The sequence below is a fragment of the Streptomyces sp. NPDC059398 genome (assembly GCF_042751845.1).
In the GTDB taxonomy this organism is placed as follows: domain Bacteria; phylum Actinomycetota; class Actinomycetes; order Streptomycetales; family Streptomycetaceae; genus Streptomyces.
This window is the reverse complement of record NZ_JBHYWP010000055.1, coordinates 36,003-51,337: the sequence shown is the minus strand read 5'-3', so window position 1 is coordinate 51,337 and position 15,335 is coordinate 36,003. Positions and strand designations below refer to the sequence as shown.

14 protein-coding genes and 1 pseudogene are annotated in these 15,335 nt (G+C 72.8%); 4 read left to right on the top strand and 11 right to left on the bottom strand.

Annotated features, from left to right (window positions below; all coding sequences use genetic code 11):
* Positions 1-49: 49 nt before the first annotated feature.
* A complete protein-coding gene (gene dapC, locus ACFXBC_RS20400) occupies positions 50-1,150 on the bottom strand; it encodes a succinyldiaminopimelate transaminase (protein WP_385025971.1) in 1,101 nt (366 codons plus the stop codon).
* Between the two features lie 275 nt (positions 1,151-1,425).
* A pseudogene (gene fdxA, locus ACFXBC_RS20395) lies at positions 1,426-1,740 on the bottom strand (ferredoxin); the annotation flags it as partial.
* A 113-nt stretch (positions 1,741-1,853) separates the two neighbouring features.
* On the opposite strand from fdxA, the gene ACFXBC_RS20390 reads away from it, so the two are divergent.
* Together ACFXBC_RS20390 and ACFXBC_RS20385 are read left to right on the top strand one after the other, a co-directional pair.
* Complete coding sequence (locus ACFXBC_RS20390; RefSeq protein WP_385025968.1) at positions 1,854-2,927, top strand: GNAT family N-acetyltransferase; 1,074 nt, start codon at positions 1,854-1,856, stop codon at positions 2,925-2,927.
* Positions 2,928-2,944: 17 nt separating this feature from the next.
* Positions 2,945-3,787: a transglutaminase-like domain-containing protein gene (locus tag ACFXBC_RS20385; RefSeq protein ID WP_385025965.1), complete on the top strand. Its 843-nt coding sequence runs from the start codon at positions 2,945-2,947 to the stop codon at positions 3,785-3,787.
* 85 nt (positions 3,788-3,872) lie between these two features.
* On the opposite strand, the gene ACFXBC_RS20380 is transcribed toward ACFXBC_RS20385, so the two are convergent.
* Positions 3,873-4,679 carry an AraC family transcriptional regulator gene (locus tag ACFXBC_RS20380; protein WP_385025962.1) on the bottom strand — a complete coding sequence of 269 codons (807 nt, stop codon included), beginning with the start codon at positions 4,677-4,679 and terminating at the stop codon, positions 3,873-3,875.
* Between ACFXBC_RS20380 and ACFXBC_RS20375 the strand changes: the two genes are divergently transcribed.
* Positions 4,678-5,229: a DUF2000 family protein gene (locus tag ACFXBC_RS20375; protein ID WP_385025959.1), complete on the top strand. Its 552-nt coding sequence runs from the start codon at positions 4,678-4,680 to the stop codon at positions 5,227-5,229. The genes ACFXBC_RS20380 and ACFXBC_RS20375 overlap by 2 nt on opposite strands.
* A 19-nt stretch (positions 5,230-5,248) precedes the next feature.
* On the opposite strand, the gene ACFXBC_RS20370 is transcribed toward ACFXBC_RS20375, so the two are convergent.
* The 8 genes from ACFXBC_RS20370 to ACFXBC_RS20335 form a co-directional block, all read right to left on the bottom strand.
* On the bottom strand, positions 5,249-5,854 hold the full coding sequence (locus tag ACFXBC_RS20370) for a response regulator transcription factor (RefSeq protein ID WP_385025956.1): 606 nt from the start codon (positions 5,852-5,854) through the stop codon (positions 5,249-5,251).
* Positions 5,851-7,017 carry a sensor histidine kinase gene (locus ACFXBC_RS20365; protein ID WP_385025953.1) on the bottom strand — a complete coding sequence of 389 codons (1,167 nt, stop codon included), beginning with the start codon at positions 7,015-7,017 and terminating at the stop codon, positions 5,851-5,853. Before ACFXBC_RS20365 ends, ACFXBC_RS20370 begins: the two co-directional genes overlap by 4 nt.
* Positions 7,014-7,754, bottom strand: coding sequence for an ABC transporter permease (locus ACFXBC_RS20360; RefSeq protein ID WP_385025950.1), 741 nt, complete (start codon positions 7,752-7,754; stop codon positions 7,014-7,016). Before ACFXBC_RS20360 ends, ACFXBC_RS20365 begins: the two co-directional genes overlap by 4 nt.
* Positions 7,751-8,674 carry an ABC transporter ATP-binding protein gene (locus ACFXBC_RS20355; RefSeq protein ID WP_385025947.1) on the bottom strand — a complete coding sequence of 308 codons (924 nt, stop codon included), beginning with the start codon at positions 8,672-8,674 and terminating at the stop codon, positions 7,751-7,753. The genes ACFXBC_RS20360 and ACFXBC_RS20355 overlap by 4 nt, the downstream gene beginning before the upstream one ends.
* 270 nt (positions 8,675-8,944) lie before the next feature.
* Complete coding sequence (locus tag ACFXBC_RS20350) at positions 8,945-11,053, bottom strand: hypothetical protein (protein WP_385025944.1); 2,109 nt, start codon at positions 11,051-11,053, stop codon at positions 8,945-8,947.
* Between the two features lie 164 nt (positions 11,054-11,217).
* Positions 11,218-11,625: a DUF6113 family protein gene (locus ACFXBC_RS20345; RefSeq protein ID WP_385025941.1), complete on the bottom strand. Its 408-nt coding sequence runs from the start codon at positions 11,623-11,625 to the stop codon at positions 11,218-11,220.
* Positions 11,622-12,569 carry an N-acetyl-1-D-myo-inositol-2-amino-2-deoxy-alpha-D-glucopyranoside deacetylase gene (mshB, locus tag ACFXBC_RS20340; protein ID WP_385025938.1) on the bottom strand — a complete coding sequence of 316 codons (948 nt, stop codon included), beginning with the start codon at positions 12,567-12,569 and terminating at the stop codon, positions 11,622-11,624. Before mshB ends, ACFXBC_RS20345 begins: the two co-directional genes overlap by 4 nt.
* A gap of 49 nt (positions 12,570-12,618) precedes the next feature.
* Positions 12,619-12,813 carry a hypothetical protein gene (locus ACFXBC_RS20335; protein WP_164263029.1) on the bottom strand — a complete coding sequence of 65 codons (195 nt, stop codon included), beginning with the start codon at positions 12,811-12,813 and terminating at the stop codon, positions 12,619-12,621.
* A gap of 232 nt (positions 12,814-13,045) precedes the next feature.
* On the opposite strand from ACFXBC_RS20335, the gene ACFXBC_RS20330 reads away from it, so the two are divergent.
* Positions 13,046-15,187, top strand: a complete 2,142-nt coding sequence (locus ACFXBC_RS20330) for a prolyl oligopeptidase family serine peptidase (protein WP_385025934.1) — start codon at positions 13,046-13,048, stop codon at positions 15,185-15,187.
* Positions 15,188-15,335: the final 148 nt, after the last annotated feature.

The window sequence follows — 15,335 nt, the reverse complement described above, 5'->3', positions numbered from 1 at the left end:
GGCCCCCGGGAGTGTCCACTCCCGGGGGCCTCGGCGCGTGCGTACCGGCCTACCGCTCGCCCAGCCGCTTCACCGCGGCGGCCACCCGCTCGTCCGTGGCCGTCAGCGCGACCCGGACGAAACGCCCGCCCGCCTCCCCGTAGAAGTCACCCGGCGCCACCAGGATGCCCAGTTCGGCGAGGTCGGCCACGGTGTCCCAGCACGCCTCGTCGCGGGTCGCCCACAGATACAGGCTGGCCTCGCTGTGCTCGATCCGGAAGCCGTGCGCCTCCAGCGCGGTCCGCAGGGCGGTGCGCCGGGCCAGGTACCGCTCTCGCTGCTCCGTCACATGCGTGTCGTCGCCGAGCGCGGCGACCACCGCCGCCTGGACGGGCGCGGCCGTCATCATCCCGCCGTGCTTGCGGATCTGCAGCAGCTCACCGAGCACGGCGTCGTCGCCCGCGATGAACGCGGCACGGTAGCCCGCCAGGTTGGAGCGCTTGGAGAGCGAGTGGACGGCGATCAGGCCCTCGTACACACCGCCGCAGACATCCGGGTGGAGCACCGAGACCGGCTCGGCCTCCCAGCCCAGCTCGAAGTAGCACTCGTCGCTGGCGATCAGGACGGAGTGCTCACGCGCCCAGGCGACGATCCGGGCCAGCTCGTCCACGGAGAGGACCCGGCCGGTCGGGTTCGACGGCGAGTTGAGCCAGAGCAGCCTCAGCCCCTCCGGGTCCAGCTCCGTCGGGTCGTCGTACTCCACGGGCTCCGCGCCGCAGAGCCGCGCCCCGACCTCGTACGTCGGGTAGGCGAGCCGCGGGTAGGCGACCCGGTCACCGGCGCCCAGGCCGAGCTGCGTCGGCAGCCAGGCCACCAGCTCCTTGGAGCCGACGACCGGCAGCACATTGGTGTGCGCGACCTCACGCGCGCCCAGCCTGCGTTCGCACCAGCCGCTGAGCGCGTCACGCAGCTCGGGGGTCCCCCACACCGTCGGATACCCCGGTGAATCGGCCGCGGCGACGAGCGCCTCGCGGACGAGCGGCGGCACCGGGTCGACCGGGGTGCCGACGGAGAGGTCCACGATGCCGTCCGGGTGGACGGCGGCCGTCGCCTTGTACGGCTCCAGCTTGTCCCAGGGAAAGGCGGGGAGGCGCGATGAGAGTGCGGACACGGGCTTCACTTTCTCGTACGTACGGAAGCCGCGCGGTGCGGACCGCGCGGGCTTGGCTGCGGCCCCGCGGAACGGCGTCCACGTCATATGCCGCGGGGGGGGGGGGGGGGGGGGGGGGCGGGGGGGCGGGGGGGGGGGGGGGGGGGGGCGGGGGGGGGCCGGGGGGCGCGCGCGGGGGGGGGCGGGGGGCCGCGGGCCCGCGCGCTCCAGTGTGAGCGGGGGGGCGCGCCGGGGGTGCGCGCGAGCCGGGCCCGGGGGGGGTTCGGGATCCCCGTGTTGGGGGTGGGCAGCGCCGCGATGAAGGGGTGGTCGCGCTCGATCAGGCCGAGCTTGGAGGCTCCACCGGGCGAACCGAGCTCGTCGAAGTATTCGACGTTCGCCTTGTAGTAGTCCTTCCACTCCTCCGGGGTGTCGTCCTCGTAGAAGATCGCTTCCACCGGACAGACCGGCTCACAGGCACCACAGTCGACGCATTCGTCCGGGTGGATGTACAAGGACCGGGAGCCCTCGTAGATGCAGTCGACGGGGCACTCCTCGATGCACGCCTTGTCCTTGACGTCGACACAAGGCTGCGCGATGACGTAAGTCACGCTGTCGTTCCTCCTCGGTAGGGCTGCTCTGCGCGGGAGCGCGGCGTCGTCGATGCCCACACCTAGTATCTCCGTTCCGGGGCGCGATCCGAACAGGAGGGGCGGAGAGAGCTGTGGAATTCACTACCGGCGGACGCCTTGAGGTCCGAATTACACCTGTTGACGTGGGCAAACGGGTATCAGTCAGGCAGCTGGCCAACGAGGCCGCACCCGGTGCGAAGTTCACCGACACGGTGGGCGTTCTCACATCATGGGACGATGGTGTGCTGTCCATCACACAGCGGTCGGGCGTGTCGGTCCGTATCCCGGAGTCGGCGCTCGTCGCGGGGAAGACCGTGCCCGCGGCGCCCGCACGGCGGCGTGGCCCGTCGGCGACCTTTCCCGAACTGGCGAGGGCCACGGCCCGCGCCTGGCAGCCGGTGGAGAGCGAGCAACTCGGCGACTGGCAGCTGCGGGCCGCAGTCCAGGAGGTGCCGCGCGACGCACGTCGTCGGGGGGCGGAGGCCGGGCGACGGGAGGGATTCACCCGCCGTGCCAACTCCGTACTGCCGCTCGGTGATCCCGGGTGCCCGCTGGACGAGGCGCTGGAGCGGGTGGACGCCTGGTACGCGGAGCGCGGACTGCCCGCGTACGTCCAGCTCTCCACCGGGAACGAGGGCACTCAGGAACTGCTGGCGGCCGGACTCGAACAGCGCGGCTGGACCCGCGAGGTGAGCGCGCTGGTGCGGATCGCGGCGCTGGCGCCGCTCGGCGATCCGTCCCGCCCGCTGGAGGACACCGTCGCGCGGGTCGCGCTCTCGCGCTCCTGTGACGCGTCCTGGCTCGCCCGCTACCAGCGGTGCAGCGCCCCGGATCCGGCCGTGCTCGCGGTGCTCGGCAGCGGTCCTTCGACCTGGTTCGCCTCGGTCGCCGGTCCGGACGGAGTGCCCCTGGCGATCGGCCGCTGTGTGACCGACGGGCGGTGGGCGGGGTTCATGGCCGTGGAGGTGGACCCGGCGGTCCGCCGCCAGGGCCTGGCGAGCGCCGTCATGACCGCGCTGGCCCGCCGGGCGCTCGACGAGGGCGCGTCGGCGGCCTGGCTCCAGGTCGAGGAGGAGAACACCGGGGCCCGTGCGCTCTACGACGGCATGGGCTTCCGGACCCACCACAGCTACCACCACTACCGGCAGCACATCCCCACGGCATAGGCGGGTACGAGAGCGATATGGACGAGCAATCCACCGACTGGCGACGGCAGTTCGCCGAGGAGGCCCGCTCGGAGCGGCCCGATCTCGCCCTGCTGTGTCTGCTGGTGGGCACGGAGGCCGATCCCTCACTCGGCCAGGACGGCATCGACGCGGCCCAGATCGAACTCGACCGGCTGGCGGGCGCGCTGCCGTTCGGGGTGACCGGGGCCCGCGCCTGGGCCCTCGCCCTGGGCGAACTCCTCGGCGTACGGCATGACTTCAGGGGCGCCGCCGCCGACTACCAGCGACTGGAGTCCTCGCTCCTCCATGAGGTGCTGCGGCGCGGGCGTGGGCTGCCGATCCTTCTCTCGGTGGTGTGGATCGAGGTGGCGCGGCGGGCCGGGGCCCCGGTGTACGGGGTGGCGCTGCCGGGCCACTTCGTGGTCGGCTTCGGCGATCCGGCGGGCCCGCCGGACGAGCGGGTGCTCGCCGATCCCTTCGGCGGCGGCCGGCTGCTCACCGGGGAGGACGCGGGGGCCCTGGTCGCCGGGGCCACGGGTGCACCCTTCGATCCGGCCATGCTCGCCCCGGCGGATCAGCTGGAGATCATCCTGCGGGTGCTGAACAACATCCGCGCCTGGGCCGCTGCCCGCCCGGAGCGCACGGACGTCCAGCTCTGGGCGGTCGAACTGGCCCTGCTGCTCCCCGCCCACCCGGCGCAGCTGCGCTACGAACACGCCCAGCTCCTGGTGGAGCGGGGCGATTTCATGCGCGGTGCGGTGGAGCTGGAGGAGTACGCGGAGGTGGTCGCCGCGGTCGACCCGGGGGCGGCCGAGACGGTACGCGGCCGGGCCAGGGCGGCGCGTGCGATGCTCAACTGAGGGCGCTCTGATGCCAGTTGCCGCCCGGGGGCCGGTCGCCCGCACGACTGCCGGTTGACGGCTCCGCCACCCCTACCGGCCGGGCTCACCGTGCCGGTGCGGTGCGGGCGTAGCGGCCGGGAGCGATGCCCACCACGCGCTTGAAGTGCCGTGTCAGATGGGACTGGTCGTAGAACCCGGTGGCGGCGGCCACCTCGCCCGGCTGCTGTCCCTGGAGCAGCAGCCCGCGGGCCAGGTCGACCCGGCGGGACGTCAGATACTGGTGCGGGGTGATGCCGTACGCGCCGCTGAACGCCCGTACCAGATGGGCCGGGTGGGCGTGCACCTCCGCCGCGGCCTCCCGCAGGGTCAGCCCCTGGACCAGCCGTTCGTCCAGCAGTCCCCGCAGCCGGTCCGCGACGGACCTGCTGTCCTCGTCCGGCCGGCGGGGCGGGGTGCCGGGCCGCAGATGACCGCGCAGCCGCTCACCGATGAGGGCCAGCCGGCTCTCCGCCTCCAGCTCGTCGCCCGGCGATGCCAGGGCCTGGTGCAGCAGCCCGACACGGTGGCGCAGCACCGGGTCGACCAGGTCGGGCCGGTCGACAGCGGCGCCGATGTACCCGGCGTCCAGCTGTGTCATGTCCAGATAGAGCACCCGCTTGCGGAAGCCCTCCGGGGTGGCAGGCGTACCGTTGTGCGGCACCTGCGGGGGCAGCAGCGAGACGGTGTCGTGCGGGGTGCCGTGCTCATGGCGGTCGAGGTCGTACCGCACCGCGCCGTCGTCGACGATCAGCAGCGTCCAGGCGTCATGGACATGCATCGGATAGGCGTGCTCGGTGAAGTGGGCATGGAAGACCTCCACGACACCCGCGACGGGCGGGCGCCATGCGGAGACCTCCGGCACGGACACCATGCAAAGAACGTACAAGACCACGCGCGGGACCTCCCGGCAGTCTCGGAGCATGAGAACCGACACCGCACCGGACCCCACCGGCACCGTCCCCGGCCCCACGGCCGCCACCCCCTCCCCCGCCGTCCCCGACGAGGCGCCGGTCCGCTTCGACACCAAGATCGCGGTGCTGCTCCACGAGGACCTGGAGACCTGGCAGCGGCTGAACGTCACCGCGTTCCTGGTCAGCGGGCTCGGCCCGACGCTGCCCGAGGTGATCGGCGGACCGTACGCCGACGCCGACGGCACCGCCTATCTGCCGATGTTCCGGCAGCCCGTCCTGGTCCTCGAGGGCGCCTGCGAGACTCTGCGGGCCGCGCACTCCCGTGTCCTGTCCCGCGCGCTCCCCCGGGCCGTCTTCACCCGTGATCTGTTCCGTACGGGCAACGACCGGGACAACCGGGCCGCGGTCCGTGCGGTCGGGCGCGACCGGCTCGATCTGGTGGGGCTGGCGGTGTACGGGCCGCGCAACGCGGTGGACAAGGTCCTCAAGGGGGCCAGGATGCATCCGTGAGGGACGCGTCCTGGTGGCGTCAGAGCCAGCCCTTCTCCTGGGCGATCCGTACGGCATCGGCCCGGTTGCGGGCCGTCAGTTTCTGGATCGCCGTCGAGAGGTAATTGCGGACGGTGCCCTGCGACAGATGCAGCGCGGCCGCCAGCTCCGCGTTGGTCGAGCCGTCCGCCGCCGCGCGCAGCACCTCGCGCTCCCGGTCCGTCAGCGGGTTCGCGCCGTCCGAGAGCGCCGCGGCTGCCAGGGTGGGGTCGATGACCCGCTCCCCGGCGAGCACCTTCCGTACCGCGGTGGCCAGCTGGGCCGCGGGGGCGTCCTTGACCAGGAAGGCGTGGGCGCCCGACTCCATGGCCCGGCGGAGATAGCCGGGGCGGCCGAAGGTGGTGAGGACGACGACCCTGAGCGCGGGGAGTTCGCGCTGGAGCTGCGCCGCCGCCTCGATACCGGTCAGGCCCGGCATCTCGATGTCGAGCAGGGCGACATCGACGGCATGCTCCCGGGCGGCGGCCAGGACCTCGTCGCCACGGGCCACCTGGGCCACGACCTCGAAATCCGGCTCAAGCCCCAGCAGGGCGGCGAGGGCCTCACGGACCATGGCCTGGTCCTCGGCGAGCAGGAGCCTGATCATGCACCGGATCCTAGAGGGACGCGTGCGGTGAGGGTGAAGCCGGGACCGGCTTGCGTATCGAGCGTGCCGCCGGCCTTGGCGAGGCGCTCGGCCAGGCCGGTGAGCCCGTTGCCGTGCGGGCCCGCGGTGGCGTTCCTGCCGTCGTCGCGCACCACGAGTTCGACGCGGCGGCCGTCCAGGGTCTGCCGGGAGCCGAGCGTGACGGTGCAGTGGCGGGCGGCGCTGTGGCGTACGACGTTGGTGATGCCCTCGCGCAGGGCCCAGGCGAGGGCGGCCTCCCGGTCCTCGTCCAGCTCGCCCGCCCGGAAGTCCTCCGGCACCTCGGCGGGCACATCGGCTGTGATGCCCGCCGCCGCGAGCGCGGTGCGGGCGCCTGCCAGTTCGCCGGGCAGGGTGGGGCGGCGGTAGCCGGTGACCGCTTCCCGTACATCGGTCAGCGCCTGCCTGCTGACCTGCTCGATGTCCGCGACCTGGCCGGCCGCCTGCCCCGGGTGGTCCGGGAGCATCCGGCCGGCCAGCTCGGACTTGAGCGTGATCAGCGACAGGGAGTGGCCGAGCAGGTCGTGCAGATCGCGGGCCATCCGCAGCCGCTCCTCGTTGGCGGCGAGCTGGGCGACCGTGGCGCGGGCCTCCTTCAGCTCGACCGTCGTACGGATCAGCTGCCGCACCCCGGTCATCGCGAATCCGCCGAGCAGGGTGGGGACGAGCAGCGGCCCGGCCTGCTGCTCCAGATCACCGGTACGGAGGGCGAGGAGACACAGCAGCGCCGTGGCCCCGAGGATCCCCCAGGCCGCCCGCCGCAGCGGCAGGACCGCACCGCAGTTCACCGCCACGTACACGAAGAGCACGAGCCAGGGAGAGCCGAGGGCCAGATTGAGCCCGACGGCGATAAGACCCAGGACGGCGGCCAGGGTGCTGTTGACGGAGTCCGGGCGGCGTGAGCGGCCGGTGTGCCGGAAGACCATGACGAGGTACAGGCCGACGAAGAGCATCAGGCCCGTCCAGCCGAGCGCCTGCCCGGCGGCCGAATAGCGGCCGTCGAGCAGTGCGTTCAGCGGGGTGGCGAGGAAGACCAGCCAGATGCCGATCCAGAGCATCTTCCTGGCGGCTTCCCTGGGGTTCTCGGGCACTGTGCCGATACCGACCACTCGTTCCTGGTTCACGCCTTCAGTGTGTCCTTCCGGTACAGCCAGGCGGCGCCGCCCGCGAAGATCAGGAAGTAGACGAAGAGGATGGCGACGTCCTTGGCGTGCGGGGCGTTGCCCAGTTCGATGGCCTGACCGAGACCGGCGTACGCATGGGTGGGCAGCCACTCCGCGATGTTCCCCAGCCACTGCGGGAAGGTCGTGGTGGGGATCCAGAGGCCGCCGAGGATGGAGAGGCCGAAGTAGATGATCATGGTGATCGGCCGGACCGCGTCCCCGCTGGCGATGTACCCGATGGCGACGCCGAGCGCGGCGAAGACCAGGCTGCCGGCCCAGATGACACCGGTCAGGGCCAGCCACTGCCAGGCGTCGAACCGTACGCTCTTGGCGAGCGCCGCCACGATGAAGACCACGACGATGCACGGCAGGGTGACCACGGCCGCGCTGCCGATCTTCGCGAGGACATAGCCGCGGCCCGGCAGCGAAGTGAGGCGCAGCTGGCGCACCCAGCCCTTCTCGCGCTCCTTGGCGATGCGCTCGCTGTTGCCCATGAGAACCGCGGTGAGCGCGCCGAAGGAGGCCATCGCGACCACGTAGAAGTTCTGCAGGGTGAGGCCGGTGTTGCCGAGCTTGTCCGACGAGGAGGCGCCGCTGGAGATGATCAGGTACAGCATCGAGGGGTAGAGGATCGAGAAGAACATGAACTTCTTGTTCCGCAGCGTCCGGGTGATTTCGAGCTTGATCAGGGTCCTCATACTGCTTTGGCCTCCTCGGCCTCGGTGATGGCGACGAAGGCCTGCTCCAGGCCGAGGCCCGCGACTTCGAGGTTGCGGGGGTAGAGCCCGAGTCCGTACAGCGCGTGGACGGTGGCGTCGGCGTCGGACGACTGGATACGGACGGTGCGGCCGGATACGTCGAAAGCGGTCAGGAACGGCAGGGCGCGCAGCACGTCCTCGTCGATCAGACCCTCCAGGTCGAAGGCGATCCGCCGGGCGCCGGCCTTGGCCTTGATCTCGGAGGCGGTCCCGTCGGCGAGCAGCCGCCCCTTGTGCAGGACCAGGACGCGGTCGGCGATGGCGTCCGCCTCCTCCAGGTAGTGGGTGGCGAAGAGGACCGTACGGCCCTGGTCGGCCTGTTCACGCATGGTGGCCCAGAAGGCGTGCCGGGCGGAGACGTCCATACCGGTGGTCGGCTCGTCGAGGACGATCAGGTCGTTGTCACCGGCCGTCGCCAGCGCGAAGCGGACCCGCTGCTCCTGGCCGCCGGAGAGCTTGTTGACCATACGGTCGGCGATCTGGGTGATGCCCGCGCGGTCGAGCACGTCGGCGACCGGGCGCGGGTGGCGGTGCAGATCGCAGGCGAGCTGGACCAGCTCGCGGACCTTGACGTCCTCCATCAGACCGCCGCTCTGCAGCATGGCGCCGACGCGGCCGTCCCTGATGGCCTGCTCGGGGGTGGTGCCGAAGACCCGGACGGTGCCCGAGTCGGCGTTGCGCAGTCCGAGCAGGAGGTCGAGCGTCGACGACTTGCCCGCCCCGTTGGGGCCGAGGAGCGCGACGGTCTCGCCGGGGTGCAGTTCGAGGGTGAGGCCGTCCACGGCCCGGACCTCGCCGTAGCTCTTGTTCACCTGCTCGAAGCTGGCCACGGTGGTGGGCGGTGCTGTCGTCTTCGTCATGGGTACAGCCTCGCGTACCGGCGCCACCGGCGGCAGAGCCGCCTGTCGTGGACTGACGATGACAGATGTCATAGCCGAGGCATGACAGAGCCCCCGCCGGTCTGGTTCGTGCGGCCGGCGGGGGCCTGATTGTCGTACGAGTGTCGCTGTGGTGCGGTGTCACTGTGGTGCGGCCACGAGCCGCGTACGGGTGCGGCTCTCGTACGGGTGGCTCTCGTACGGGTGGCTCTCGTACGAATGGCTCTCGTACAGGTCTCGGCGCGGCCCAGGTCAGCTCGGGTCGAGATTGATCGTGGCCGTGCGCTGCGCGGGTGTCTTGCCGAGCAGCGCGGGCTGCATGGCCTGGGCCACGTCGGTGGCCGAGACCTGGTGCTTCTGCCCGTCGCCCTTGGTGATCATGATGCCGTCGAAGACACCTTCCAGAAGCTGGTCGATGGCGGTCCGGTTGTAGACCTGTTCGAGCCGTCCGTCGACGGGCTTCATGGAGAGGATCTTGGGCAGCGACTTCTCCGGGCCGAACTGGATCTGCTTGCTGCCCGCCTTGATCGTGATCAGACCGGACATCGCGGGCTTCGCGAACTCCTTCATGGCCCGGTCGATCTCGGTCTGGGAGATCGTCGGCTGTCTGGCCGTGACCGGGAGCGGCACGGTGCGCGCCTTTCCGGTCTGGACCTGTGCCCGGAACGCGTCCCGGACGGCGACCATCGACTTGTTGACGTCCAGCGACTTGCCCGCCTTGCCCGGTACGGCGACGGCCTTGCCCGGTACGAACTTGATCGTGCCGTCCGACGCCGAGCCCGACGTGCCCGCCAGATCGGTGAGCGCGGCGCCGAGCTTCTCCTCGTCGGTCGGCAGGACCGGTTCGATCTGGCGCCGGCCGCCGAAGAGCGAACCGATCACGGACACGGGGTTGTAGTCACTGCCCGCGGCGCTGCGCACGGTGGCCTGGGTCTCCAGGGTGAGTCCGGCCGTCGCGGGCCTGAGCTCGGTCCTGCGGCCGTCGACGCTCAGCTGGATCGGGGCGTTGACCCGGCTGCCGAGCGCGCTGTCGAGCTTGTTGACGGCCTCGTCGCGGGTGCCGCCGCCGATGTCGACACCGAGCACGGTGGTGCCCTTGGGTACGTCGGAGTGGTTCATCAGCAGCCCGGCGCCGTAGGCCACACCGGCGAGCACGACGACGCCGACCGCGATGAGGCTCAGCTTCGAGCGGCCCTTCCTGGCCGGCGCGGCCGGGCGGACCGGCGCGGGGGCCGGGGTGGGGACCACGCCGGGGTGCTCGGACGGGCTGAACGCCGTGGGTCCTTCGGAGCGCGGCGCCCCGGCGCCGACGGGCGCGCCCTGGCCGGGACCTGTACCGCCGCCGGGGCCGCCGCCGGGGCCAGGCGGGAACGGCGCCCGGCGCTCGGAAGGAGCCACCGGGACCCCGCTGCTGAGCGTGGAGCCCGAGACATTGCCGCCGGCCGGCGGGGCGCCCTGGCCACCGGCGCCGGGACCGTACCCGGGCGCGAGCTGCTGCGGTGTCAGTACGGCGGTGTCGTCCGACAGCGGGGTCCCGGTCCCCCCGGCGCCGGAGGGGGTGTCGCCGAGCGGCGGCGTCAGGGAACTGGTGCCGGTCGCGGGCCCTGTCGTCGGGCCGGACGGACCGGCGAGCCCCGCGGAACCGAGCGGTCCGAGCGAGCCGAGGGCACCGGGAGGCCCGGACTGCGCCCCGGAAGGACCGGACGTACCGGGGGCGCCCGGCGTACCGGGGGCGCCGGGTCCACCCGTGCCCTGCTGCGGCCGGTCGGAGAAGTACGGCAGATCGGAGCGGGGGCCCGCACCGTCCTGCGCTCCGGGCCCGCGCGGCCCCGGAGCGGCGGACGGTCCGCCGGGCCCGGACGGTCCGCCGGAACGCGGCGCTCCCCCCGCCCCGTTGAGCCCGGACTGCGCGGAGGACGCAGCGGGCCCGGAGGACGGGGACGGCGCGGAGGACCCGGAGGGCGAAGGCGACCCGGAGGCCGCGGCGGGCTTGCGCGGCGCGAACCAGTCACTGGTGGGCCGCTCGGCCTTCGGCGCCTCGGGCTCCGGTTCCGGCTCGGGCGGCAGCGACATCGCCGCGGTGCGCTCCTGGTCGGTGCCGCGGGCGCCGTCGATGGGTTCGCTCTCGCCCATGGGCGTCCGCATGACGACCGGCGGAATCGGCCGCGAGCCGGGGATGTTGATCCGGATGCGCGTCGTCAGCGTGGTCTCGGTCCTGGGCTCGTCCGGCTGCGGCTCGGGAGCCGCCCCTGCGGTCTCCTCCGGAGACTGGCGGGTTCCGTACGGCGGCGTGCCCGAGGGGTACGCGGCCCCGCCACGTCCCTGGCGGCCGGTGGACGAACTGTCAGTTTCACGACTCAAGGCAGGTTCTCCCGGTTGGCTCCGCCGCCCGTTCTTACTGGTGCGGGAGGTTCGGCGGCGCGCACCACCATACTGGGCACGGCGCGATCGCACCCCCCACCCAGCGGAATGCGACGTTCCGACCGCCCCGCGGCCGGGCCCGGTTCACCGGGCGAAGCGGCACATCACTTGCCAGGTCGGGCGTAATCGGCCGGTGGCCGCGGCACTTTCCGTACGGTGGCACAGATCACAGCGGCCACCATCCCGCCGAGCAGGAAGACATACGACCCGGTCCCCGCGGCGAAGACGAAGTCGCCCTCGGGGCGGGTGGCGGTCAGCAGCATGACGGCGACCAGCCAGCCGATGGCGGGGGCGCCGACCCCGACCGCCGTCCCGGTCGCCACCCGGCCGCCGTAGAAGACGGCCGCGGTGCCCACCAGAGCGAGCACCAGACCGCCGGGGAACCAGCCGGCCTGGACGAGCGCGCCCGCGAGGCCGGCCAGTGCGCCGAGGACGACCAGCCCGAAGTAGGCAGCGATACGGCGGGGGTTCAGCGGGGCGGCGAGGCCCGGACCGTGCTGGCCGGCGCTCATGCGGACGCTCCCGTGGTGCCCGGCGCTGCGCCGGCCGCCAGGTCCGGGGTCGCAGCGACACCCGGGATCCCCGCGAAGAAGTCCGTCTCGCGCTCGCCGTCCGGCGCTCCCGGTGTGCCCCGCACCAGTTCGTAGTACTCACGCGTGAAGAGCGGCTGGCCCAGGTCGTTGGAGAGCGCGAAGAACGGGCCGTCCACCACGATCTGGGTGGCGTGCGCGCGCATCGCGGCCGACTTGGCCGCCGCGTACGCCGTGCCGTCGATCTCGGTGGTGACGACCGCGTCGTCCACGACCCCCGGCACATCGCCGATGTCCGCGATCCCGGGGAAGCCGGCACCGGCCGCCCGCAGCCGGGCGAAGCCCGCTTCGGCCACCGAGCGCGGCACCCGGTTCCAGTAGATCTTCGCGATGGTGTGCGGTGCGCCGAGCTCCGGCCGGAAGGCGGGCTCGGCCGCGAGTTCGGCGGCGCGCATCGCGACACGGTGCGCCTGGATGTGGTCGGGATGGCCGTAGCCGCCGTTGGTGTCGTACGTCACCAGGACCTGCGGCCGCACCGAACGGACCACTTCGACGAGGTACGAGGCCGCGTGGTCCACCGCCGTGTTCCAGAAGGCGCCCTCGCGGTGGTTCTGTCCGACGCCCATCATCCCGGAGTCCCGGAAGCGTCCGGGGCCGCCGAGGAAGCGGTGGTCGGTGACGCCCAGCTCCCTCATCGCGGCGGCCAGTTCACCGATGCGACGGGCGCCGAGACCGTCCTCGCGGTCCGACGTCAGATGGGCGAGTTCCGGCGGGATGACCTCACCCTCCTCGCCGAGAGTGCAGGTCACCAGGGTGACGTGGGCGCCATCGGCGGCGTACGCGGCCATGGTGGCGCCGTTGTTGATCGACTCGTCGTCGGGGTGCGCGTGCACCAGGAGCAGGCGCCGGTCGGGGAGGTCCGTCATGGGACCAGCGTACGAGCCGTGCGCACCCCCGGGGTGTCCGGACACCGGCTCAGAACTTGATGCCGCCGATCATCCCGGCCACATTGGTCGTCAGCGAGTGGATGGTGGGCGCCACTGACGAGCTGGCCAGGTAGAAGCCCAGCAGCGCGCAGACCACCGCGTGCCCTGCCTTCAGCCCCGACTTCCTGACCATGAGCACGACGATGATCGTCAGCAGCACCACCGCCGAGATCGAGAGCGCCATGACGGTTCACCTCCATTTGCGTACGGTCCAGGGGCATGCCACCACTGCCGGTAGCCTCATACCCACCTAGCGCTACGGATCATAACTATCCGGCGCCGTGCATGATCGATGCACGGCAGCACGAGGGGCGCATGGACGTACGCCCCCGGCAGAACCGGTCGGCACATGCCCGCCGCCGGGCGTGCTCCGCCGTGCCTCCTCCGTCGTCCGCCGCGGTACTAGGTTCGGTCGCATGACATCGAACGAACACTCCTTTCCGCGCCGGTTCGCCAGGACCCAGCGCTTCACGCTCGGCGCCCCGCGCGCCTTCACGGTGTCGCCGGACGGCAGCCGGGTCGTCTACCTGCGCTCCCCCACCGGAACGGACCGGGCGAACCGGCTCTGGGTGCTCGACACCGGGCAGGGCGCACAGGAGCGCGTCGCCGCCGACCCCGAGGTACTGCTCGGCGGGGCGGCCGAGCAGCTCTCGGCCGGGGAGCGGGCCCGCCGCGAACGGAGCAGGGAGGGCTCGGCCGGCATCGTCGGGTACGCGGTCGACGGCGCCGCCGAGCTGGCCGCTTTCGCCCTGTCCGGACGGCTGTTCACGGCCGGTCTGCGGGACGGCGGCACCCGGGAGCTGCCGGTGCCTGGACCGGTCATCGACCCCAGGCCGTCCCCGGACGGCAGCCGTATCGCCTATGTGAGCGGTGGCGCGCTGCGCGTCGTGGGCGCGGACGGGGAGGGTGACGGGGTGCTCGCGGAGCCGGAGGACACCCATGTCACGTACGGGGTCGCCGAGTTCGTCGCGGCCGAGGAGATGCAGCGCTCGCGCGGCTTCTGGTGGGCGCCCGACTCGCGGAGCCTGCTGGTGGCGCGGGCCGACGACAGCGCCGTACAGCGCTGGTGGATCGCCGATCCCGCACACCCCGAGCGGGAGCCCGCACAGGTCGGCTATCCGGCGGCCGGCACCCCCAACGCCGAGGTTCGGCTCTTTCTGTACGCCCTGGACGGCGCCCGCACCGAAGTGGTCTGGGACCGCGTCCGTTACCCGTATCTGGCGGCCGTGCACTGGTCGCAGGAGGGTGCGCCCCTGCTGCTCGTCCAGGCACGTGACCAGCGCAGCCAGCGCTATCTGGGGGTCGACACGGAGTCCGGCACCACCAGGACCGTGCATGTCGACGAGGACCCGGTGTGGCTCGACCTCTTCCCCGGGGTGCCCGCCTGGGCGCCCGCGGGCGGTCTGGTCCGGATCGCCGACGAGGGGGGCGCACGGGTCCTCGCGGTCGGCGACCGGCTGCTCACCGGGCCGGAGTTGCACGTTCGGGCGGTGCTGGACATCTCTGTTGACGACGTGCTGGTCTCCGCTTCGGCGGGCGAGGCCGCCGCCCGCCCCGAGACCGGCGAGATCCATGTGTACCGGGTCAACGAGCTGGGCGTGGAGCGCCTTTCGGAAGGCCCCGGTGTGCACTCGGCGGTGCGCTCCGGCGGGGTCACGGTGCTGCTCTCGGCCCGGATGGAGCGGCCGGGTACGGATGTCCGGGTGCTGCGGGACGGCAAGGAGGTGGCCACGGTCGCCTCGTACGCGGAAGCCCCGGGTCTCACCCCCCGCGTGAAGTTCACCGAGGGGGGCGCACGAAAAATTCCGTGCGCCGTCCTGCTCCCCGGCGGGTACCGGGAATCGGACGGCCCCCTCCCGGTCCTCCTCGACCCGTACGGCGGCCCGCACGGCCAGCGGGTGGTCGCCGCGCACAACGCGCACCTCACGTCGCAGTGGTTCGCCGACCAGGGCTTCGCGGTGGTCGTCGCGGACGGCCGGGGGACCCCGGGCCGCTCCCCCGCGTGGGAGAAGGCCATCAGGGACGACTTCACGCTCACCCTCGACGACCAGGTCGACGCCCTGCACGGCCTGGCCGCCCAGGGGTTCCCGCTCGACCTGGGCCGGGTCGCCATCCGCGGCTGGTCGTACGGCGGTTACCTCGCCGCGCTCGCCGTGCTGCGCCGCCCCGATGTGTTCCACGCGGGGGTCGCGGGCGCGCCGGTCACCGACTGGCGGCTGTACGACACCCACTACACCGAGCGCTATCTCGGCGACCCGGGCGAGCAGCCCGGGGTGTACGCGGCGAGCTCGCTCGTCACCGACGACGGCCTCTCGGCTCCGGAGAATCCGGCCGGGCCGCTAATGATCATCCACGGCCTGGCGGACGACAACGTGGTCGCGGCCCACACCCTGCGGCTCTCATCGGCGCTGCTCGCCGCGGGCCGCCCGCACGAGGTGCTGCCGCTCTCCGGTGTCACCCATATGACACCGCAGGAACAGGTGGCGGAGAACCTGCTGCTGCTCCAGGTGGACTTCATCCGGCGGTCCCTGGATCCGGCGCCGCACGCGACCGGCTGAGCAGGGCGCGTCAGACAGGGGCCGGGGCGAGGGGGGGGGGGGGGGGGCCCCCCCCCCCCCGCGCCGCCCCCCCCCCCCCCCCCCCCCCCCCCCCCCCCCCCCCCCCCCGGCTACGCGCGCCGCCCCCCCCCGAGGGGGGGGGGGGGTT